We start from the raw sequence: 20,733 nt of genomic DNA, 5'->3' as shown, positions 1-20,733 counted from the left end.
GCTACGCGCGAATCTCAACGCTGTCGAAGCCAGCACTCTGCGCAACTTCGGTCAGCTCGTCGAAACGCGTCTTCCAGGCGGAGCCATCCCACGCCTTCGCGAGATCTTGGAAGGCCTGTGTTGTCCCCGTCGGTCGCGCGTCCTGAAGCGCGAACCGTGCGACCCCGAGCTGACGCAGTCGACCGATGAGTTCCTCGAAACGCTCAGCCGCGGGCGAGCTTGGATGGACGGTGGTTCGCACCTCGTAGTCGACGTCCGCGGCAAGGACGATGTCGAGACAATCCCACGCCTTCGACCCCACGTCGACGCCGACAACGCTGCCGTAGTCCGATGGCAGTGCCTTGATGTCGAGACCGACCCAATCGACGCGCTCAATGAGGGATGCGAGTCGGGCCGGGTAAGCACCTGCCGTGTGGAGCCCAACCCCAAAGCCGTGGCTACGAACCTCATCGATTGCGGGGCTCAGAGCTACTTGCCGCGTCGCCTCACCGCCGGTGAAGACAACTCCGTCGAGAAGTCCAGATCGTCGAGAAAGAAGGTCAGTGACCGCGTCCCATGGAACTGCTCCAGGAGCCCGAGGATCGAGAATTTCGACATTTTGACAGTAGCCACACGACCAGGGACAGCCCTGGAGAAAGACGGTCGCGGCGAGCCGCCCCGGCCAGTCCACTGTCGATAGCGGGACAAGCCCCGCTATCGACAGATCCGCCGCGACCGCTGTCATCACAGTCCCGACTCGACCGGTAGCCGCGATCCAATAGCATTCTCGGTCAGCATGAGCCGCTCAGCGTATTCGCCCTTCTTGCCGATGTTGAACGACTGGACGGGCCGGAAGTAGCCCATGACGCGGGTCCACACCTCACACTCAACTGGCTCCGCAGATGGGTTCTGTTGCGCGCACCGTTCGCACGTGAAGTGCTCGCCAGCGAGGTATCCGTGGGTCGGACAGATCGAGAACGTCGGAGTGATCGTCAGGTAGGGCAGGCGGAAGCGCGTGAGCGCCCTCTTGACGAGCTGCTTGCATGCCTCGCCGGAACTCATCCGTTCATTCATGTAGAGATGCAAGACGGTGCCGCCCGTGTACTTCTTCTGAAGCTCGTCCTGAAGCATGAGCTCTTCGAATGCGTCATCGGTATAGCCGACCGGAAGCTGGGAGGAGTTCGTGTAGTACGGATTCTCGGGCGTACCTGCCTGGATGATCGTCGGGAACCTCTTCGCATCCTCCTTTGCGAACCGATACGTTGCGCCCTCCGCTGGAGTGGCCTCAAGGTTGTAGAGGTTGCCGGTCTCCTCCTGGAATGCCACAAGTCGGTCGTTGACGTGATCGAGGATGCGAAGGCTCATGTCCTGGCCCCAGGAATCAGCGAGATCATGCTCATCGAGAGTGAAGTTGCGGACCATTTCGTTCATGCCGTTGACGCCGATTGTCGAGAAATGGTTGTCAAGAGTGCCGAGCCAACGCTGCGAGAACGGGTAGAGCCCGCCATCCATGAACTGCTGGACCGTGGCTCTCTTCGCCTCGAGCGTGTCGCGTCCCATGTCCATCAGCTCGTCAATCCGGGCCATGAGAGCCGGCTCGTCACCCGCATAGAGGTATCCGAGGCGCGCCATGTTGATTGTCACCACACCAATGGATCCAGTCAGCTCGGCGGAGCCGAACAGTCCGTTGCCGCGTTTGAGGAGCTCCCGCATGTCGAGCTGAAGGCGGCAGCACATTGACCGGATCATCCCTGGATCAAGATCGGAGTTGATGAAGTTCTGGAAGTAGGGCAGGCCGTACTTCGCCGTCATCTCGAACAGCAAGTTAGCGAGGTCGCTGTCCCAGTCGAAGTCCTTGGTCATGTTGTACGTCGGAATCGGGAATGTGAACACGCGGCCATCCGCGTCTCCCTCGAGCATGACCTCCATGTAGGCGCGGTTGATCATCGCCATCTCTTCGGCGAGATCGCCGTAAGTGAAGTCGCAGACCTCCTCGCCGATCATGGGCTGGTTGTCCGCGATATCCTCCGGGCAGGTCCAGTCGAAGGTGAGGTTCGTGAAGGGGCACTGGCTCCCCCAGCGGGACGGCACGTTGAGGTTGAAGATGAGCTCCTGCATATTCTGCTTGACCTCGTCGTACGTCATGGAGTCGAGCCGAACGAACGGTGCCATATACGTGTCGAATGAGGAGAACGCTTGAGCGCCCGCCCACTCGTTCTGCAGAGTACCGAGGAAGTTGACGATCTGACCGCAGGCAGACGAAAAGTGCTTCGGAGGTTTCGACGCGATGGCACCGGGCACTCCGTTGAAACCCTGCTCAATGAGCTGGCGCAGCGACCAGCCGGCACAGTAGCCCGAGAGCATGTCGAGATCGTGGATGTGAACATCTCCCTCGCGATGGGCTGACGCAGCCTCTGGCGAATACACCTCGGTCAACCAGTAGTTGGCGACCACCTTTCCCGAGGTATTGAGGATCATGCCGCCAAGCGAATAATCCTGGTTAGCATTGGCGTTCACTCGCCAGTCTGACCGGTCCAGATACTCGCTGATGGTGGCGATCGCATCGACGTTCTTCACGGGTCTTTCAACCATGGTATTCCCTCCACTCCCCGCACTCCTCAGTGAGCGCGAATGACAACACGCTACGCCGCAAACCACTACATGTAGTGGCGACACGCCCGGACGGCACAACTGCTAGTGGTTATTCGGATATCGCACCGAGCTCGTGGACATGTGGGACCTACGTCCCTCTGATCGACAATGCCTCGGCTGGGACTACATTGATCGCATGAGTATCTGGGGCGCGATCCTTGACGGCTTCACCGCCGATCAGGTGGCAGGCACGCACGTGACACCCGCGCGTCCGGGAGTGCGGACGTCATGGCCCGAATGGCTCCACCCGAGTATTCCCCTCGGCATGGGAGAACTTGGTATCCCCAGCATATGGAAGCACCAGGCTGAGGGCATGAACGCCGTCCACGAGCGCATGAACACGGTAATCGCAACAGGCACCGGGTCCGGCAAGTCGCTCATCGCGTGGGCGCCGGTCCTTTCCCAGATTGCCGAGTTCTCCACCAGCCGCAGTCTCTCCGACATCCGCAGACGCCCGACCGCCCTCTACCTCGCACCAACGAAGGCTCTCGCCGCCGATCAACTGGACTCACTCGATCGGATGATTTCTGCGACAGCCAATCCAGCACAGCCCGCGACAGTCGACGGTGACACCCCCGGGGAGCTGAGGCGGTGGGCACGTAGCCACGCGGACCTCGTATTGACCAACCCAGATTTTGCCCATTTCTCACTCATGGCAGGGCACCAGCGTTGGTCACGACTCTGGTCCGGCCTGTCGGCGATCATCGTCGACGAGTTCCATACCTATCGCGGAATGACCGGCGCACAAGTCGCCCTCGTCGTGCGCCGTATGCTCCGCATCGCACGGCACTATGGTTCCGAGCCCATCGTCATCTTCCTCTCCGCAACGGCGGCAGACCCCGGCTCCACCGCAGCGAGGTTTCTCGGGATAGACAGAGATCTAGTCGCGGTCGTCGACACCGACTACTCCGCTCACTCCTCTTCCCGACTCGTTATCGCGCGCGGAAGACCAATCCCTCGAAACGAGGACAACCGCGACCTCTTTGTCATCGGCGGATCGGAAGAACCACCGAGACGGTCCGCCGTACGCGAAGCTTCGGAGGCCGCCGTCCGAGCGGTTGAAGCCGGGGCGTCAACACTGATCTTCAGCAGATCTCGGGCAGGTGCGGAGACCGTGAGCCAGCTCGTCCAAGAGGGGTTGGTGGAGCGTTTCTCGCCATTCGCGGACCGAGTAGCCGCCTATCGCGGCGGCTATCTTCCCGAGGAGCGGCGCGAACTCGAGGCCGGACTCCGAGACGGCGCCATCCGAGCCCTTGCGACAACGAATGCTCTCGAGCTTGGCATCGATATCTCGGGCCTTGATGCGGTCGTCATGTCGGGATGGCCGGGGACTCACGCCTCATTCCGTCAGCAACTTGGCCGCGCTGGTCGTGGCGGTCAGGACGGAATCGGGGTCCTCATTGCCAGGGACGACCCCCTCGACCAGTACCTTGCTGAGAACGCCGACAGCCTTCTGGGGCAGCCGCTCGAGGCACAGGTGTTCGATCCCGGGAACCCGTACGTCATCTCAGCCCAGGTCTGCGCAGCAGCATCCGAGCTTCCACTGTCAGCGGCCGATGCGGCTGTCTTCGGCTTCAACTCGACCGACCATTTCGAAGAGCTTGTCGAGGCCGGTCTGCTCACGCGTAGGGGTGACTCGTGGCGATGGAACGTAGCCCTCGGAGTCTCCGCCCACGACATGGTTGACATTCGCGGGGGCGGCGCCGAGATTTCCATCATTGAGGGCACGACGGGTGTCCTCCTCGGCACCGTCTCGGCGGGTCAAGCTGATCGCCACGTCCACCCCAACGCCATCTACATTCACCAGGGCGAACCGTTCATCGTCATCTCCCTTGACGATGAACGTGCCGTCGTCGAGCCGTTCCGCGAGGAGGAGATCCGCACCTTCGCGGTCACAGAGTCTGCTGTCGAGATCATCGAGACCCGCGAAGAGAGAGCACTCCCCCACGGCGTGCTCGCCTTCGGGGATGTCCTCGTCGCCTCCCGTGTCACGGGGTACGACACACGCCGTAGCCGCGACGGTCTCTATCTTGGCCGCATGCCGCTCGATATGCCGTTGCGGCAGTTGCCGACCCAGGGATGTTGGTGGACCGTGTCGGAGAAACGATGCGCCGATGTTGGGCTCACCCCGGATATCCTTCCCGGGGCCCTGCACGGCCTCGAACATGCGGCGATCGGCCTGCTTCCGTTATTTGCGACGTGCGATAGATGGGACATTGGCGGACTGTCGACGGCTATGCATGCTCAGACGGCGAGTCCGACCATCATCATCCACGACGCGATTCCCGGTGGCTCCGGTTGCGCGGAGCGCGGGTTCCGCGCGGCTAGATCTTGGTTAGCTGCGACGGTGAGCCGGCTCGAGTCGTGCCCGTGCAGAGAAGGCTGCCCCTCGTGCATTCAATCCCCGAAGTGCGGCAACGGAAACTCGCCGCTGTCGAAGACCGGCGCACTACTTCTCGGGAGAGCACTGGTGGAGGACATGGCTTACTCGGGACCCGCCTCTGCTTGACCAGTGATCGTCCACGAGTTCATGACACCGAGGGAGACCGTCGCTCGCGTCGTTACGACAACCCTTGATCCGCGCACCGTGCAGTCGACGAGCTCGACATCGCGTACAACTTTTTCAGCAGCCGCGCATGGCGCGTCCGCGCTCCCCGGATTATGGAGGGTCTGCGCTGCCGCCAGCGCTGCGAAGTCTGCCGCACTGTCGGCCCTGTGCTTCGCGTCAAACCCGGCCGCGAGTGACGCGAGGATGAACGCGATACCTGCAATGCCAGCGATGATGAACAGGGAGAGGACTGTGCCTGAACCACGCTCTCGATCCTCCCTCATGGCGATCCCTCCGCGAGCGCAGTCATTGATGACTCGGCCGTGAGGTCGAGCAAGCTCCACGGCCCGCGCACAGGCGCCGTGACGGTGACCGTGACGTATTCCCCGCTAGTCTCCACCTGCATTTTTGCCTCATCGCCTGCACGATCGGAGACGATGTCAAGAATCTCGTCATGACTCATTTCCATCGCGCAAGCCCGTGCGGCTTCGCGAGCGGCGTCTGTGACCCGCAACTGCGTGACAAGTGCAAGGCCAAAGCTGAGCACGAGGAAGAGCACTGCCATAACGACGGGGAGGGTCATGGCGAGCTCAGCTGTCACCATGCCCCTTTCCCCGTCGTCCGCTCCGGACTTTCTTCTCTGTCTCATGGTTACCTCTCGGCCAGCGAGTGCTGACCGAGGGGATCAGATGAAGGAGGAGAAGATCGTCCTGAAGATGTTTTCGAGAGCGTCCCGCACCCAGGGTTGTTGGATGATCCAAACGAGGAGTCCGCCGAAGGACGTGGCGGCGACCGTGCCGATCGCGTACTCAGCCGTCGCCATGCCGGCCTCCGGATCGTCAAAGCGGATGTCGTCACATTCGGTCGTGGTGTTCATGGTGCTGTCCTTTCGTTGACACGCGCCCGATTGGGCACGACTCCAATGTCGCTCCCACGCTCAAAGCGGGCACGAGACCGAAGCACCACTGTGGAGGTCGCTTCGCTTCACACCCTTGTGGACCGAGGTCTAAGCTTGGGTCATGGAACTGCGTCGTATGGGAAATTCAGGCCTAACCGTCTCGACTGTGGGGCTCGGAGGCAACAACTTTGGTCGGAAGAACTCTGCAACCGAGGGCTACGACGGCACTGCAGCGGTGATTCACGCGGCCCTCGATGCTGGAATAACCTTGTTCGACACTGCCGACATGTACGGAATGGAGGCAGGTCTTGGAGAGAAGTACGTCGGTAGGGCACTGCGCGGCCACCGCGACGAGGTGGTAATCGCGACGAAGTTCGGTCTCGATGCAAAGGGGATCAATGGCCCCGACTTCGGGGCGCGCGGCTCGCGCCGCTACATCATCAACGCCGCAGAAGCCTCGCTCGACCGGCTCGGCACGGATTACATCGACCTGTACATTTACCACACGCCAGATCCGCTCACCCCTGTCGAGGAGACCCTGTCAGCGCTGACGGATCTCGTCAGCTCTGGCAAGGTCCGCTACATCGGGCACTCGAACCTGTGTGGCTGGCAGATCGCTCACGCTGACCACATTGCACGCGAGCTGGGCACGGAGCGCTTTATCGCCGCCCAAAACCATTTCAACCTGCTTGACCGTCGGGCCGAGCTCGAGGTGTTGCCTGCTTCCGCTCGTTTCGGTCTCGGCGTCCTGCCCTACTACCCGCTTGCGAATGGATTGCTGACGGGCAAGTACACCGACGAGATCGCGCCGGATGGTTCCCGACTTGCAGTGACGAAGCCGCAGCTCATGGAGACAACTGATTTCGAACAGCTGAGGAAATACCGCGACTTCGCACGCGCGCGCGGCATCACCGAGCTGGAGGCGACCTTCGGCTTCCTCCTCGCATCGAACCCCGTCACCTCGATCATCGCCGGGGTAACGCGACCCGAGCAGGTGGCGACGAATGCTGCGTCAGCTTCCTGGGTGCCGACGCAGGAGGACATGGACGAGCTCGATAAGATTTTCCCTCCCGCCCCGAAAGTCGCCCTGTTCTAGCCAAAAACCTTCATACCCATCGAGACGATGACGGGTGCGACCCCAATGAGGAAGAACGCGGGCAGGAAGCAGAGTCCGAGCGGAATCATGAGCCGCACCCCGAGCCTAGCCGCCGCTTCCTGAGAGTCCTTGAGGCGGCGGGCCCGAATGCTTGCTGCGGCCCGATGGAGCATGACAACGGGCGGGGCACCGTCGACCCACGCCGGCTCGAGCGCGCTGGCCAACCGGACGAGCCGACCGGAGCTACCCGCCCAAGCTTCCTCCCAGGACGCACCCATGAGCAAAGAGCGGCTGGCACGGAGCGCATCGTCCGATTCGTCCCCCGGGGGAAGTGATGACCCAAGCGCGTGAAGCGCTGATGGGATGGCTGACCCCGCTGAGACAAGAGCAGAAGCGAGATCGACGACCATTGCTTCATCGATCGGCTTCGGTACCGAGGATGGTGTGCTCGATGGTCGGGGTAGCCGCCTGGATGGCCACAGGAGGATCGCGATGAGAAGCGCGATCGCAAGGGCGGTCACGGTGTTCTCCCCACAGCGCCCTCCATCTGGGCGGAGAACACCATCCTGCGGACGATGACGATCCCCGCAATTTCGAAGATGAGGCCGACAATAAGAAATAGTTTTCCGACGGTCGTTCCCAGGAGGAAGCTCAGCGGATCCACTCCCATGACGAGACCAAGACCGAGTCCAACCAGCGGAAGCCATGCGAGCATTGTCGCTGTCGACTTCGGCCCTTGAAGGGCGATCTCCCGGGCCGACTGGGCCTCGCCAGCTTCGGTCAACCCCGCCGCGCATTCATCGAGCACGTCGGCCATCGGCGCGCCCGTCTGCCACGTCAGTCGGGTCGCCGCCAGTAGCGATGGAAGGGCGATTCGCGTGATGCTTGTGATGAGGGGCTCACCTTTGACGAGGGCACGTAGCTCGTCGAGGGGTCCTCTGCGGGAGTCGAGTTCGACCAGGGCTAGCGGTGAGCCGTAGCTGTCCAGCACGGGCGTTCGATCGGGCATGCCAGCTCGCTGGAGGGCGATCCGCCAGGCTTGCTCGACGCCGAGACCGGCGCGCAGTCGTGTTGCCACATCGGTGGCGAGGACCCCGAGGTCAATGTCATGCCTGCGCGGTAGCCGGATCTCGCGCTTCGACTTCGGTCTGAGCGTGCGGGGGCGTGGCAGGCGCCGCGCTTCACTCGCCACAAGCGCCACTCCCGCAGTTGCGACGCCAGCCAGCGCCGCCCAGATCACAGCAGATCCTTCGCGAGCCCGAGCCGGTCAGCAAGGGGACCCCAACCCTGCCCAGGCACTGTCATCCCCTCGCGCATGAAGACCGCGGGTATCGGAACGAGGCGCGAACCATCCCGTGTCAGCGTTGCCACATGATCGATCCTGCGACCCTCAGGCGTCCGCTTGATGTGGATGACAGCGTCCAGAGCTGCCGCAGCCTGTGCGGCAACCGTCGGCTCGGACATTCCTGCAAGAGCCCCGAGCGCGACGAGCCGTGCCGGGACATCGCTCGCGGCGTTCGCATGAATAGTCGCCCAGCCTCCCTCATGCCCCGTGTTCAGTGCGGCGAGAACATCACGAACCTCGGCCCCACGGCATTCGCCGAGCACGAGCCTGTCGGGTCTCATTCGCATAGCCGCACGGACCAGATCGCTCATAGATACCTCACCGGCCCCCTGGACGTTAGCGTGACGGACCTGGAGGTGTACGCAATGGGGATGCGTCGGTCGTAACTCGGCCGATTCTTCGATGACGACAATCCTTTCGGATTGTGGCACGAGACCGAGGAGAGCAGACAAGAGCGTGGTTTTCCCGGATCCGGTCGCCCCTGAGATCATGACGTTCGCTCGCTGGGAGATCATCGCAGAGATGATTGTCGACATCGGCGTCGTCGCAGTTCCTGACCGCACGAGGTCAGCCAGAGTCAGAGCAACTGATCGCTGCGTGCGCAGGGAGATGAGCGTTCCTTCCGCTGCAAGGGGAGGTAGGACCGCGTGGAGCCGAACCCCCGTCGGAAACGTCCCATCGACAATAGGTGAGGCATCATCAAGTCTTTGCCCGCACGTCGCCGCAAGCCTGACGGCAAGCTTGCGCACCTCGAGAGGATCTCTTAGCTCGTCGACCTCGTGAGAGATGAGCTCAAGGCCGCTTCCTCGATCGACCCAGACACCCTCCGCACCGTTGACGAGGACATCGGTGACAGAGGGGTCTTCCAGGAGCGGTTGAAGCACAGGCCCTGCGCCCTCTAACTGCTGGAGAATTCCCTGCCCGGCGGACGCGACAGACGCGATCGAAATCGCATTCGGAGCAGCGCCGGCAAGAACGGAGCCCACGTGGGCACCGCTGACGACGGCCGCCCGGGCGGCTGCAATGTCCGAGGCGCGGCTCATGACAGCACCCTCGTCGCGATGCGGCGGATATCGCGCGCAGACCCGGACCGAAGCCGGTCACCCGGCGTCATCCCATGATCGATATCTCCGTCGAAGGTGCGCTCGAACCTCAGCGGGCAAGCTTCGGCGCCGAGCTGATGGCCAGCATCTTCCGCCTGTCCAACAGCTTTGACTCCGGAGATGACGAGAGTTGTGTCGAGGTTCTGCGGAGCGAGCGGTAGCACGCGCTGCGCAGTAGCCAAGCACGTGATACCTGCCGAACACACAATGACGAGGTGGTCGAGCCACGACAGCCATTCGGACGATGAGTTGAGGCGCAACAGAGCAAACCGCGGTAAATCGATGACAGTCACGGCGCTGACTTGCGAGACCGCGGAGGCTGCAAGGATGCCGGAACGTCCCGTGAAGGGCGCAGCTCCTCTCTCATCTGCAGTCAGGACGCGCACCCCCTTCCATAGCGGCAGGGAATCAACAAGTCTGCCGGGGAGGAGTGTCCCGCTCTCCTTGGCGATGTCGGCCCATCGCTTTCCAGAGCCGTCGAGGCTGAGGAGGATGCTGTGGCCTGGAGAGAGCGGATCCATATCGATGAGGGAGGCCGTGCCGTCCTGGGCAAGTTGGCGAGCGAGCATGACGGAGAGGACCGTCGCTCCAGCCCCACCGTGGGCGCCAATAACGCCGACGATGCGACCTCGTTGGGTCGCGCCGGCCGCCACAAAGAGCTCGAGCAAGTCGGCAGGTTCAGTCCGCGGGTTGACGCTCACATGCTGGCCAGCGAACTCCGGCTGGAAAAGCTCATTGAAGCTTGCGCGCACGGTGCGGGACGTGCCGGACTCCTCAACGAGTGTGAGGATTGCAGGCGGGGAATCACCGTCGGGCGAGATCGCTGTCATATCAACGCCCGCCACGTGCGACAGCCGCTCGATATCGGTGACAAGCTCTGGCGTTGAGGCACGGAGCAGGACGGTCGTGAGCGGCTGGGTCCGCACGCGACGGTGGGAGACTCTGTCGTTCATGGCCCGATTCTCGGGCCACCGGAGGACCGGGACGCGCCGCCTGAATCGTGGCTGTGGACCGAATCAGCCCAAGGTGGGATCAGTACGCCCGGCGAGGATCGACTGGGAGATCCGTAGCGAGGTGTTCATCGCCTCGACATACGTATCGGCCACGGCTGACATCCAATCCGACATCCCCGCTGGCGTCCCCGCCCCGTACGAATCCAGCTTGGTCGACAGACCTGCAAGATCCAATACGGCGGTGCCAGTCGGCTCAAAACCGCGGATGGTGCCGAGCCAACGCACAAAACTATCTCGCACGAGAGAGTCCTCCCGCGCGACCAGCGGGTCAAGGAGCCACTGGCCGAGCAGAACCGACAGAGTGACGATGGCAGGTGCGGGCGCCTCCGCGATGTCGATGATGAGCTCCTGGCGAGCAGCATCGTCAACGGAGAAGATCGCAGCACCCTCGCGCCGGCCCGGATCTACGGAGGAGGCGTCTCGGTGCAGACCAGCAAGCATCGCGCGCACGGTCGACGGTGGGGAAGGAGCCCTGTCCTGTGTGTTGAGCGGCGGCATATCAGCGGTCGCGTCGCTGTGACAGCGCCACGCCGCCGCGGCACGAGGATGCTCCGGTTCACGGTTGCGGGCGATCTGCTCGCGTAGCTCCGTGGCGCTCACGTCGAAGTTTGCTGCCCTGCAGTCGGAGACGACCCAATGGATGCTCGCTTCTGCTCTCGCCGCCTCCCATCCGCGCCGCAAACCGGTTGAGAAACGTACGGACCTCACGGCCTGCGCGACACGAGCCGTGCCAGCGGACGCCTCGGGAAGCTGACCGAGCGTGCTCAGCGCTCCTACCAGTGGCGAATCACCCGTTACCATGCCTGCAACGGTAGAACGGCGGGCGCGTGATCCACAATTCACGTGCTGTTCGTTATAGCGTCGACTTATCCCCAACTAGGAGGTCACCGTGTCGACACCAACCGATCCTTACTCGCGCCCCGATCATGAGGACGGCAACGACGATATTCTCGACCCGCTTCCCGAACGGGAGGCGAGCAGTCCGGGCCTTGATGGCGCCGAAAGTTCAGTGGACGAGCAGGACCATGCTCAGGCTGACGAGTCGACTGCCCCGCTTCAACGAGAGACGTCACTACCCTCTGACGCGGACTCCGAGACAGAGTCGACCCGCTCCTGGCGGCCTGACTTCCTCGATGATGACCCAACCGAAGAGGAGACAAAGCCGGAGTCGGACCGCGAGCGCTGGGAGCGCGAATTCGGTTCGCGTGAGGACGTGACTGTAAGGCGCCCGGACGAGACCGTCACGGTGCCCCCTGCCGAATCTCGCGCACCGGACGCGAATCCGGACAGGACGGTTATCGCGCCCACATCAGGCACCGGCTCCTATCCGACGCGCACGTCCGTGTTTAGACGTCCGCCCGACCAAGATGAAGACAGCCCCTTTGCGTCCACTCCCCCGGATGCACCTCGATCCGCGGTTTTCCCCGCTGACCGCGACTTTGGCCACACCTTCGAAGAGCCAATTCCTGAGGAGCCTCGGAGTCGAGCGTGGGCTCACGTCGGGGTGTTCTTCGCCACCCTGCTTCTCGCTCCGCTCGCGTGGTATCTCGTCGCCGATGCTGGAGTACGACTCAGTGGCATGAAGAATTCTGCTTGGAACACAGGGACGGTCGACTGGATCGTTGTTCTTGAGCTACTCGGAGCGCTCCTGTGCCTCGCTGTCCTTTGGTTTGTCGCGAGCTTCTCGTCGCTTGGGCCTATCATCATCGGCGCCATCATCGCGATCGTCGGACTCGTCGCGATCTTCGCTCCGACCATCGCGCAGGACGTCCTGCAGAGCACAGCGATGCAGGACTTCACGTCCTACAACGACTTCACGAGCAATGTTGGGTACCACCTCACGAACGACCTCGCATCGGGCAGGTTCGCCGTGTTCGGCTTCCTCCTCCTCATGACAGGAGTCGTCTCGCACAAGGCCCGTCAGCTCGGTGCCGAGCGCGGGGAGGCCTTCGGCCGTCGGGATGTGCTACTCGCAAGGAGGACGGACTCCTAGGCTATCCTCGGAGTATCCCAGTGCAGGTGCAGGTTGCGACCTGTGCCTGCAACCCGTTGAGGAGGATTGTGCCTGCTGATAATTCATGTGTGACGTTGCCCGGACCATGGCAGCATCGACTCGTCCGAGCCAGCGGCGCGCAGTTCCACGTTGCATCAGCGGGTGAACTGCAGGAGGGCACTCCACTCGTCCTGCTTCTTCATGGCTTCCCCCAGTACTGGTACGCATGGCGGAAGCAGATCCCGGTGCTCGCTGAGGCGGGTTACGCGGTGGCTGCGATGGATGTCAGAGGGGCAGGAGGGAGCGACCGCACGCGCGACACCTTTGACGCACCAACTCTGGCTCGTGACGTCATCGGCGTCATCCGCGCCCTCGGCGCATCCGAAGCTGTTCTTGTCGGCAGCGGCACGGGCGGTTATCTCGCCTGGTCGGCGGCGAGCCGCGAGCCCAGCCTCGTGAGGGGCCTCGTCACGATCTCAGCGCCACACCCGGTCGATACGTACCGGCTCGGATTTCATGTGACATTCAGGTCGTGGCGACACCACCTCATGTCGTTCCTTCCGAGAATCGCCAAGGGCCGGCTACAGAAGCCGGCCCTGCTGGCACAGGTGCTCGCTGAGTTCTCAGCCCCAGGGAACACCGGCGCGGTGGAGGCCACGCAGCACTATGTAGATGCGTTGCAACTGCCGAACGCCGCAAAGACTCAAGTTCATCAGATGCGTTGGACGTGGTCCTCCGCTCGGCGTCGTTCTGGCAGGCGCCACCTGGAGGAGCTTTCCCAGCGCATTGCCGTACCGGTCATGACGATCAGAGGTGACCTGGACCCACTCCTGCCAGCGCGAGCCTGGTCGCGCACCGGACGCCATGTCACCGGTGTTTACAGCCATGCTGTCGTCCCCGAGGCTGGCCATTTCGTGCAGGAAGAACAACCGGAAGATGTCAATAGGCTCCTCCTCGACTTCCTTCGAGGCGTTTGAGAGGTTCGCTGGCAGATGGTCAGAGCTTGCCCGCTTGTATGAGCGGATAGGACGGGCACAGGTCTGTGATCGGGCAGATGTCGCACTTGGGTCGCCTGGCGACGCAGATCTGTCTGCCGTGGAAGATGAGCCGATGACACGCCATCGTCCATTCCTCTTCGGGAAGTAGCTCAGCGATGTCTTTCTCAACCTTGACCGGGTCCGTGTGTCGCGACCATCCGAGCCGCCGCGCGAGCCGACCGACGTGGGTATCGACGGTAATGCCGGGAACGCCGAAGGCGTTACCAAGGACGACATTGGCGGTCTTTCGACCCACTCCGGGAAGCGTGACAAGGTCCTCGAGCCGGTCCGGAACCTCGGAGTCGAATCGGTCGACGAGTTCCTGGCCGATCCCGATCAGTGCCCGTGCCTTCGATCGGTAAAAGCCAAGCGGGCGAAGGATCGACTCAAGCGACTCCCTGTCCGCCTCCGCGTAGGCCTGCGCTGTGGGGAAAGTCGAGAAGAGCTCGGGGGTGACTGTATTAACCCGCGCGTCCGTAGTCTGAGCTGAAAGAACCGTCGCCACCAAGAGTTCGAGCGGACCCCTATGATCGAGCTCGCAACGAGCGTCGGGATAGAATGCGGCGAGAGCGTCATTGACGGCCATCGCCTGCTCAATCCGGGCCGACTTCGACCGTGGCCGGGGAGGGAATTTCTGCTTCTCGCCAGTCATGAATTATATTATGCCCCCTGTCACATAGGATACTGTTATCTGTGAACTGTCGTCCCTGGCCGTCCGGTCAGCGCCGTCAAGACGAACCCGAAAGGTAGAAAGCATTGGAGACCAGCATCATCGGTTCGGTACAGCTCTTCGCTGGCCTGTCTGAGGAGGATCAAGCGCAGCTCGCCGAGCTGATGACTGAGGAGACCCTCCGCCGGGGCGAGTCACTCTTCCACGAAGGCGATTCCGGCGAACACCTTTTCATTATTGTCGACGGCAAGATCAAGCTCGGACACGCGGCCGATGACGGGCGCGAGAACCTCATCGCGATCCTCGGTCCGGGTGAGATCATCGGCGAGCTCTCCCTCTTCGACAAGGGCAAGCGCTCAACGTCTGCTACTGCCGTCGCACCGACCACCTTGCTTGCGCTGTCGCATGTCGACCTCATGCGTTTCATCGATGGCAACCCTGACATGGCAAAGCACATGCTCGCCCAGCTCGCGCAGCGTCTGCGCAAGACCAATGAACAGATGGCGGACCTCGTGTTCGCTGATGTTCCGGGCCGCGTCGCCAAGGCTCTTCTCGACCTCGCGCGCCGCTTCGGTGAGCGTACGCAGGAGGGCGTTTACGTCGCTCACGACCTCACGCAGGAGGAGATCGCCCACCTCGTTGGCGCCTCCCGCGAGACCGTCAACAAGTCCCTCGCCGACTTCGTGTCCCGCGGCTGGATCCGTCTCGAGGGTCGGGCTGTCACACTCATTGAGATTGGCCGCTTGGAGAAGCGCGCATCCTAGTCTGTCGTCAGATTCTCGATGATGCGGTGTGACCTTCTGGTCACACCGCATCACTTTATCGAGGCCAGGTGGGCCGGGGTCAAACAGATCAGACCCACTCGCGTGGGCAGAAGCCGGTTGAGTTCGTCAGCTCGTGAGCCGGCAGGTGATCTCGATTTCGACTGGCGCATTCATTGGCAAGACGGCGACGCCGACCGCCGAGCGGGTGTGTTGGCCGTCGTTGCCGAAGATCTCACCGAGCACATCGGAGGCTCCGTTGACAACGGCCGGTTGGTCAAAGAATGACGAATCCGAGGCAACATAGCCCGTGACGTGGACGATCGAGTCAATGTTGTCGATCCCGCCTGCGGCCTCTGCAACGGCTGCGAGCGCGTTGAGGACGCAGACCCGAGCGGCCTGGCGTCCCTCTTCGATCGAGACTCCCCCACCAAGTCGCCCAGTGGCAGAGAGCTGCCCCTTGACGAACGGTAGCTGGCCGGAGCTTCGCACGATACTGTCCGTCACCTTTGACGGAACGTAGCTTGCAAGCGGAGCGGCAACCGCGGGAAGTTCGATACCGAGTTCAGCCAGTCGGACGCTTGGCGCCGTCACTCGGTTTCCTTTGGCCTCTTGAAGTAGGCCACGACGTTCTCTGTGCCTTGCGGTCCTGGCATCACTGTCACGAGCTCCCAGCCTTGCCGACCGAAGTTATCGAGAATTGTCTTCGTGTTGTGGATAAGGAGCGGTGCTGTCATGTATTCCCATTGAGTCATGTCAACAGGTTACCTAACTCGATCCGCGTGATCGCTACCGAGCCGACAGGCGCGGCACCCGACCTGCGCGTAGCTCAACAGAAATCGGATCGGGCGAATTATGTAAACGGCGATACCAGTTCTGCTCGTTGGGGAAGCGGCGCTGCAGTGCGCGACGTTCCCGCTCGGTTAGCCCGCCCCACACTCCATACGTCGTGTTCGAGTCCAGCGCATCGGCTAAACATTCGATTCGGACGGGACAGTTGAAGCAGACCTGACGCACCTGTCTTTGTGCGGCACCTCTGACGAAGAGGCTATCGGGGTCTACGTTTGAGCACGCGGCTTGCGCGGCCCATGTCTGTCCTTCTAACAAAAGCGACATTAAGGCTCCTTCACCCGAGGCGTCATCGACTCCGGCGGTCTTCGTTGGCGTGACCGGTGTCACCTGTTCCCCCAATATATCGCTCACCAGCAGAAATGCGAAATTGGCCACGTAAAAACCAATATTCTTCAACCGGATCTGGTAAGAGAACAGCTACCCGTGATGATTGTGCTCCCCGTCTCGGACATCAAGGACCGAAGGCTTTACACTCGACACTATGTCGAGCACTCAACGACCCTCCCAGGCGGCACCAGCAAAGATGGTGTCAGCTCTGCTGGCCTTTCTCCTGGCATGCACAGCTGGCGGCCTTGTGCTGGCTGGCCTGGCGATGCCGTTTGTCGCGGCGACCGGGACAGTGTCAAACGCGTCCACCTCTCTGTTTGATGACCTACCGACCGAGCTGACGTTCACCGAGCCATCCGAACAATCCGTCATCATGTCTGCTGACGGGACAGAGCTGGCTCGCTTCTATGCGGAAAACCGGGTCGTTGTCGGTTCTGAGGACATTTCGCAGTACCTGAAGGACGCAGTCGTCGCCATTGAGGACGAACGGTTCTATGACCACAACGGAATCGATCCGCAAGGTCTCATCGGTGCAGCTTTTAACAACTTCTCTGGCGGCCAGCTCGCCGGTGGCTCGACCATTACCCAGCAGTATGTGAAGAACCTCCTTATCGAGGAAGGTCGGAATTCAAACGATCCTGAGCTCATCGCAGCAGCGACAGAGAGGACGATTGCCCGCAAGCTCTCCGAGGCCCGCATCGCCATGGCGATGGAGAAGCAAATGGAGAAGGACGAGATCCTCACCGGCTACATCAACATCGCGATGTTCGGTCCCTCCCAGTACGGAGCTGAGGCAGCATCCCAGTACTTCTTCTCGGTTCCCGCGAGTGACCTCACCATTCCGCAGGCAGCGATGCTTGCCGGCATCACCCAGTCACCCGCGCGGTGGAATCCGATCTCGAACCCGGACCAAGCGACGTCCCGCCGAGATACCGTGCTCGCCAAGATGTACGAGCTCGGCTACATCACTGAGGAGGAGTTCCGGGACTCGGTCAACGTGCCGATCGAGGAGATGCTCAATGTGTCGCCACCGGTCAACGGTTGCGAGTCGGCTGGCATCTCCGTCTACTTCTGCGACTACGTCGTCAAGGACCTGCTCGCGTCCGACTCCTGGGGTGAATCGCATGAAGACCGGCTCAACAAGCTCTACCGCGGCGGCCTCATCATTCACACCACCCTGGACACCGGCAAGCAGCAGGCGGCCTACGAATCAGTGACGGTCAATGTGCCGGTCAACGACCCCTCTGGAGTCGAGATGGCGATGTCCTCGGTTGAGCCTGGGACTGGGAAAATAGTCGCGATGGTTCAAAACACGAACTACGGCAGCGCCACTGCTGAAGACCCGAATGCGACAACGGTCAACCTCAACGCTGGCGTCACCCGAGGTGGCGGTCAAGGCTTCCAGTCAGGCTCGACATTCAAGGTCTATACGCTGATCGAATGGATCCGTTCGGGCCGTAGCCTCGAGGAGCGGGTGAACGCCTCCCGTAATCAATTCGCTCGCGAAGATTGGACGATTTCCTGCGCCCCGGACCTGGCGGATGATTACAACCCATCGAATATCGAGGGCATCGGCTCCGGCATGATGACGGTTCTTGAATCGACGCGGAAGTCCGTCAACCTGTCGTTCATCGACATGGCCACGCAGCTGGATCTGTGCAACATCACGGACGTCGCGGCTCAGATGGGTGTTGAGACCGGCAACGGAGATCCGCTGTTGCCACGCCCCTCGGCCGTACTCGGCACGAACAACGTGACCCCGCTGTCGACCGCGGTCTCGATGGCGACACTCGCCTCTGGCGGCATCATGTGCGAGCCGATGTCGTTCACGAAGATCGAGAGCCAGGACGGCGACGTCCTCGCCGAGATCAACCCAACGTGCGGACGGGTTCTCGACGAAGAGGTCGCCGATACGACGACGGAGGCTCTCAAGAGCGTTGTGGACACGGGCGGAACAGGCTTCCGCGCCGCCATTCCCGGACACGAGGCGGCTGGCAAAACAGGCACGGCAAACATGGATTACCATGCGTGGTTCATGGGGTACACACCGATTGAGGCGACCGCGATCTGGCTCGGACACATGGAAGGCAACGTCTCCATGTTCTACACGACGATCAATGGCCAGTACCACGTCGAGGTTTACGGCGGTCTCTATCCCGCCATGGTCTTCTCCGCCTACCATTCAAGGATTCTCGAAGGTACGCCAGCTCAGACATTCGATCTACGGACCACGATGTCTCGGGACGGAGTGACAATTCTCCCGCAGGGCCGAGATAACCCTGCCGTGCGACCCGCGCCAGCGCCCGCTCCAGCACCAGCGCCGGCCCCCGCACCAGCGCCCGCTCCGGAGCCCGCGCCCGCCCCCGAACCGCCGCCTGAGCTCGCCCCTGAACCGGAGCCCGCACCGGAGCCCCCGCCAGAGGAGCCAGACGACGGAGATGACGATTGATCCGGGCAGTTGCCGCGGGAATCACGGCGCTAGGTGCTGGCGTTGCCGCATGGTCGCTCGTTGAAGCCCGGTCCTACCAGCGATCCTTCTACCCGCTTTCGATCCTTCCGGAAGGCTGGGAGCCGATGCGGGTCATCAATATTTCGGACCTGCATCTCCTGCCTGGCGATGGGAAGAAGGTGGAGTTCGTCCGCGACCTCGCTGAACTCAAACCGGACGCGGTATTCCTTACCGGCGACCAATTGTCGTCGTCGGCATCACTTCCTACCCTTCTCCGGGCTCTTCAGCCCCTCGCTGGAATACCCGGAGCTTTCGTCTACGGCTCGCATGATTACCACGCGCCGGTCTGGAAGAATCCTCTCGCCTACATCATTCCACCACTCGGACGTGACCTGCCGGACCCCGAAGATCTGCCCGACGAGGAGATGACAGCCGCACTAAAAGATTATGGTTGGGTTGATCTTCGCAACAGGCGTGACGAGATCACGGTGCGAGGCCATCGCATCTCTCTTGTTGGCGTCGACGACCCGCATATTGATCTCGACGTGTACCCGGCACCCGAGGAAAGCACAGCCGATCTAGCGATCGGGCTGACGCACGCCCCCTACACGAGGGTGCTCAATGCGATGGCGGACGAGGGCGTCAACCTCATCATGGCGGGTCATACCCACGGCGGCCAGGTCTGTGTTCCGGGCTATGGTGCGCTCGTGACGAATTGCGATCTCGACACGTATCATGTCTCCGGGGTGTTCCCATGGCCGCCCGCAGGCAACGGTAAAACGCGCGTTGCGATCTCGCGCGGGCTGGGCACATCACCCTACGCCCCGATCCGGCTGGCGTGTAGACCAGAAGTTCAGGTCATTGATCTCGCGTGACGAATCAGTCACTGAGAATCAAGGAGCCCGTTTTCTGTAACTGACGTTCATTCGTTATCATGAATGAGTTGCACGGGGTGTGGCGCAGCTTGGTAGCGCGCTTCGTTCGGGACGAAGAGGTCGCAGGTTCAAATCCTGTCACCCCGACCATGTGTACAAAGGGCCGTTGGCCTGCGGAAACGCGGGAGCAACGGCCCTTCTCGTTATCCTGGTCGTGCGCTAGTCCGCACCGGCGCGCTGTTTCTGCCGGCATGCCGAGACTCTCGGCAGATGGGGATTCGAGCCGGATGAACAGCGATCGTGTGCGGGCAATACACACTTCACCCCAACCGACGCTGGGTTTAATCGGCCAGCTCCTGCGAAGGCGGGGACCAGGTTTATCTGCGACACGAGGATCCCGAATCAGCCCGCAGAACGCTACCCAGAAGGCTGGATCGTATGGTTTCATGGCAACCAAGGGCTGGCGCAGTTCGTCGAACATGGGGTGCACCTCGGCGTCGAGGAACGCTGAGGCACTTTCCTCCGAAGGCTGGTTTTGCGGCACGCATAGCCATCGGCGAGTCTCCTGAAGCCGCGCACGGGTCGCGCGAGTACGGAGTCTGCATCAGGACTTGTTAACAATGCGATGCCGCACGATCCGCTGCACCGATCTAACGCAACCGGCGTTGTGCCCTCACCGCGGTCTCGGGTTGAGAGCGTCACCGCGTCGCGCCAAGGCCGCGACGCGGTGACGTCGTCTTAGACCAGTTTCTCGAAGACCATCGTCGCCTGGATTCGGTCACCACCCCCGAACCCGGCGCTCTTCGCGGACGCAGTTGTGATTGTGTGTAGCCGGTAACCCTTCGCCGCCTGCTCGTTGAGCACGCCCTCGAGTTCGGACAGGTTCCCCGAGCCCGTTCCGAGGAACTTCTCCTTTAGTGTTACCTGAATGACCACATAGTTCATTTTGGGCCTCCTTGCCTCTGCAGGGCCCACTTGGTGATGCCCCTGAGGACTGTATACCAGTCCGGAGCAAGCATTATCAGCGCGATGGCTCCGCCGCGACGCCCAATCGGGCACCGTGTCCACTCCTGCCAGCACTGCGACGCTAGCCTTCAGAGCGCCTAATATTGGCACCTCTGCTGATGACACACGC

22 protein-coding genes and 1 tRNA gene are annotated in these 20,733 nt (G+C 61.9%); 8 read left to right on the top strand and 15 right to left on the bottom strand.

Features of this window, described 5'->3' with window-relative positions; genetic code table 11:
- Position 1: 1 nt before the first annotated feature.
- Positions 2 to 724, bottom strand: a complete 723-nt coding sequence (locus H7E91_RS04585) for an anaerobic ribonucleoside-triphosphate reductase activating protein (protein ID WP_182353943.1) — start codon at positions 722 to 724, stop codon at positions 2 to 4.
- A complete protein-coding gene (locus H7E91_RS04580; protein ID WP_182353915.1) occupies positions 724 to 2,571 on the bottom strand; it encodes a ribonucleoside triphosphate reductase in 1,848 nt (615 codons plus the stop codon). Before H7E91_RS04580 ends, H7E91_RS04585 begins: the two co-directional genes overlap by 1 nt.
- 196 nt (positions 2,572 to 2,767) lie before the next feature.
- Here H7E91_RS04580 and H7E91_RS04575 point away from each other — a divergent pair, with 196 nt between their 5' ends.
- Positions 2,768 to 5,140 carry a DEAD/DEAH box helicase gene (locus H7E91_RS04575; protein WP_182353914.1) on the top strand — a complete coding sequence of 791 codons (2,373 nt, stop codon included), beginning with the start codon at positions 2,768 to 2,770 and terminating at the stop codon, positions 5,138 to 5,140.
- Here H7E91_RS04575 and H7E91_RS04570 read toward each other — a convergent pair.
- The 3 genes from H7E91_RS04570 to H7E91_RS04560 are packed head-to-tail and all read right to left on the bottom strand — an operon-like array spanning position 5,116 to position 6,056.
- On the bottom strand, positions 5,116 to 5,463 hold the full coding sequence (locus tag H7E91_RS04570) for an Rv3654c family TadE-like protein (protein WP_182353913.1): 348 nt from the start codon (positions 5,461 to 5,463) through the stop codon (positions 5,116 to 5,118). The two genes, H7E91_RS04575 and H7E91_RS04570, sit on opposite strands and share 25 nt — an antisense overlap.
- Positions 5,460 to 5,828 carry a TadE family protein gene (locus tag H7E91_RS04565; RefSeq protein ID WP_182353912.1) on the bottom strand — a complete coding sequence of 123 codons (369 nt, stop codon included), beginning with the start codon at positions 5,826 to 5,828 and terminating at the stop codon, positions 5,460 to 5,462. Before H7E91_RS04565 ends, H7E91_RS04570 begins: the two co-directional genes overlap by 4 nt.
- Before the next feature lie 36 nt (positions 5,829 to 5,864).
- Positions 5,865 to 6,056: a DUF4244 domain-containing protein gene (locus tag H7E91_RS04560; RefSeq protein WP_182353911.1), complete on the bottom strand. Its 192-nt coding sequence runs from the start codon at positions 6,054 to 6,056 to the stop codon at positions 5,865 to 5,867.
- A 142-nt stretch (positions 6,057 to 6,198) separates the two neighbouring features.
- On the opposite strand from H7E91_RS04560, the gene H7E91_RS04555 reads away from it, so the two are divergent.
- On the top strand, positions 6,199 to 7,173 hold the full coding sequence (locus tag H7E91_RS04555) for an aldo/keto reductase (protein WP_182353910.1): 975 nt from the start codon (positions 6,199 to 6,201) through the stop codon (positions 7,171 to 7,173).
- Here H7E91_RS04555 and H7E91_RS04550 read toward each other — a convergent pair.
- From H7E91_RS04550 to H7E91_RS04530, 5 genes are all read right to left on the bottom strand, one after another.
- Positions 7,170 to 7,694 carry a type II secretion system F family protein gene (locus H7E91_RS04550; RefSeq protein WP_182353909.1) on the bottom strand — a complete coding sequence of 175 codons (525 nt, stop codon included), beginning with the start codon at positions 7,692 to 7,694 and terminating at the stop codon, positions 7,170 to 7,172. The genes H7E91_RS04555 and H7E91_RS04550 overlap by 4 nt on opposite strands.
- Positions 7,691 to 8,413 (bottom strand): type II secretion system F family protein, encoded by a 723-nt coding sequence (locus H7E91_RS04545; RefSeq protein WP_182353908.1) that lies wholly within the window; start codon positions 8,411 to 8,413, stop codon positions 7,691 to 7,693. The genes H7E91_RS04550 and H7E91_RS04545 overlap by 4 nt, the downstream gene beginning before the upstream one ends.
- Positions 8,410 to 9,561: a TadA family conjugal transfer-associated ATPase gene (locus H7E91_RS04540; RefSeq protein WP_182353907.1), complete on the bottom strand. Its 1,152-nt coding sequence runs from the start codon at positions 9,559 to 9,561 to the stop codon at positions 8,410 to 8,412. The genes H7E91_RS04545 and H7E91_RS04540 overlap by 4 nt, the downstream gene beginning before the upstream one ends.
- The gene (locus tag H7E91_RS04535) at positions 9,558 to 10,574 is read right to left on the bottom strand and encodes a CpaE-like family protein (protein WP_182353906.1); all 1,017 of its coding nucleotides are present in this window, start codon (positions 10,572 to 10,574) and stop codon (positions 9,558 to 9,560) included. The genes H7E91_RS04540 and H7E91_RS04535 overlap by 4 nt, the downstream gene beginning before the upstream one ends.
- A gap of 63 nt (positions 10,575 to 10,637) precedes the next feature.
- Positions 10,638 to 11,435: a hypothetical protein gene (locus tag H7E91_RS04530; RefSeq protein ID WP_182353905.1), complete on the bottom strand. Its 798-nt coding sequence runs from the start codon at positions 11,433 to 11,435 to the stop codon at positions 10,638 to 10,640.
- 88 nt (positions 11,436 to 11,523) lie between these two features.
- On the opposite strand from H7E91_RS04530, the gene H7E91_RS04525 reads away from it, so the two are divergent.
- Positions 11,524 to 12,627: a hypothetical protein gene (locus H7E91_RS04525; RefSeq protein WP_182353904.1), complete on the top strand. Its 1,104-nt coding sequence runs from the start codon at positions 11,524 to 11,526 to the stop codon at positions 12,625 to 12,627.
- 89 nt (positions 12,628 to 12,716) lie between these two features.
- Positions 12,717 to 13,604, top strand: coding sequence for an alpha/beta fold hydrolase (locus tag H7E91_RS04520; protein ID WP_182353903.1), 888 nt, complete (start codon positions 12,717 to 12,719; stop codon positions 13,602 to 13,604).
- A gap of 19 nt (positions 13,605 to 13,623) precedes the next feature.
- On the opposite strand, the gene nth is transcribed toward H7E91_RS04520, so the two are convergent.
- Positions 13,624 to 14,316 carry an endonuclease III gene (nth, locus tag H7E91_RS04515; protein ID WP_182353902.1) on the bottom strand — a complete coding sequence of 231 codons (693 nt, stop codon included), beginning with the start codon at positions 14,314 to 14,316 and terminating at the stop codon, positions 13,624 to 13,626.
- 104 nt (positions 14,317 to 14,420) lie between these two features.
- On the opposite strand from nth, the gene H7E91_RS04510 reads away from it, so the two are divergent.
- Entirely contained in the window at positions 14,421 to 15,098 is a 678-nt protein-coding gene (locus H7E91_RS04510) for a Crp/Fnr family transcriptional regulator (protein ID WP_241698380.1), read from the top strand.
- Between the two features lie 126 nt (positions 15,099 to 15,224).
- Here the strand turns inward: H7E91_RS04510 and H7E91_RS04505 are convergent, their stop codons facing one another.
- Genes H7E91_RS04505 through H7E91_RS04495 form a run of 3 tightly spaced genes read right to left on the bottom strand, consistent with a single transcriptional unit; the run spans position 15,225 to position 16,343 of the window.
- A complete protein-coding gene (locus tag H7E91_RS04505; protein ID WP_182353901.1) occupies positions 15,225 to 15,689 on the bottom strand; it encodes an Atu1372/SO_1960 family protein in 465 nt (154 codons plus the stop codon).
- Complete coding sequence (locus tag H7E91_RS04500) at positions 15,686 to 15,850, bottom strand: Sp36 family protein (RefSeq protein ID WP_182353900.1); 165 nt, start codon at positions 15,848 to 15,850, stop codon at positions 15,686 to 15,688. Before H7E91_RS04500 ends, H7E91_RS04505 begins: the two co-directional genes overlap by 4 nt.
- A 34-nt stretch (positions 15,851 to 15,884) precedes the next feature.
- Positions 15,885 to 16,343: a WhiB family transcriptional regulator gene (locus tag H7E91_RS04495; RefSeq protein ID WP_422111030.1), complete on the bottom strand. Its 459-nt coding sequence runs from the start codon at positions 16,341 to 16,343 to the stop codon at positions 15,885 to 15,887.
- Positions 16,344 to 16,428: 85 nt separating this feature from the next.
- On the opposite strand from H7E91_RS04495, the gene H7E91_RS04490 reads away from it, so the two are divergent.
- The 3 genes from H7E91_RS04490 (at position 16,429) to H7E91_RS04480 (ending at position 19,748) form a co-directional block, all read left to right on the top strand.
- Positions 16,429 to 18,723, top strand: coding sequence for a transglycosylase domain-containing protein (locus H7E91_RS04490; RefSeq protein ID WP_182353899.1), 2,295 nt, complete (start codon positions 16,429 to 16,431; stop codon positions 18,721 to 18,723).
- On the top strand, positions 18,720 to 19,598 hold the full coding sequence (locus tag H7E91_RS04485) for a metallophosphoesterase (protein ID WP_182353898.1): 879 nt from the start codon (positions 18,720 to 18,722) through the stop codon (positions 19,596 to 19,598). Before H7E91_RS04490 ends, H7E91_RS04485 begins: the two co-directional genes overlap by 4 nt.
- Before the next feature lie 73 nt (positions 19,599 to 19,671).
- Positions 19,672 to 19,748 (top strand) — tRNA-Pro (locus tag H7E91_RS04480).
- Positions 19,749 to 20,336: 588 nt separating this feature from the next.
- On the opposite strand, the gene H7E91_RS04475 is transcribed toward H7E91_RS04480, so the two are convergent.
- On the bottom strand, positions 20,337 to 20,543 hold the full coding sequence (locus H7E91_RS04475) for a DUF4177 domain-containing protein (protein WP_182353897.1): 207 nt from the start codon (positions 20,541 to 20,543) through the stop codon (positions 20,337 to 20,339).
- Between the last annotated feature and the right edge of the window lie 190 nt (positions 20,544 to 20,733).

Source organism: Flaviflexus huanghaiensis, assembly GCF_014118685.1.
Taxonomy (GTDB): Bacteria; Actinomycetota; Actinomycetes; order Actinomycetales; family Actinomycetaceae; genus Flaviflexus; species Flaviflexus huanghaiensis.
The sequence above is the reverse complement of the archived record's forward strand: the minus strand, read 5'-3'. Positions and strand labels throughout refer to the sequence as shown.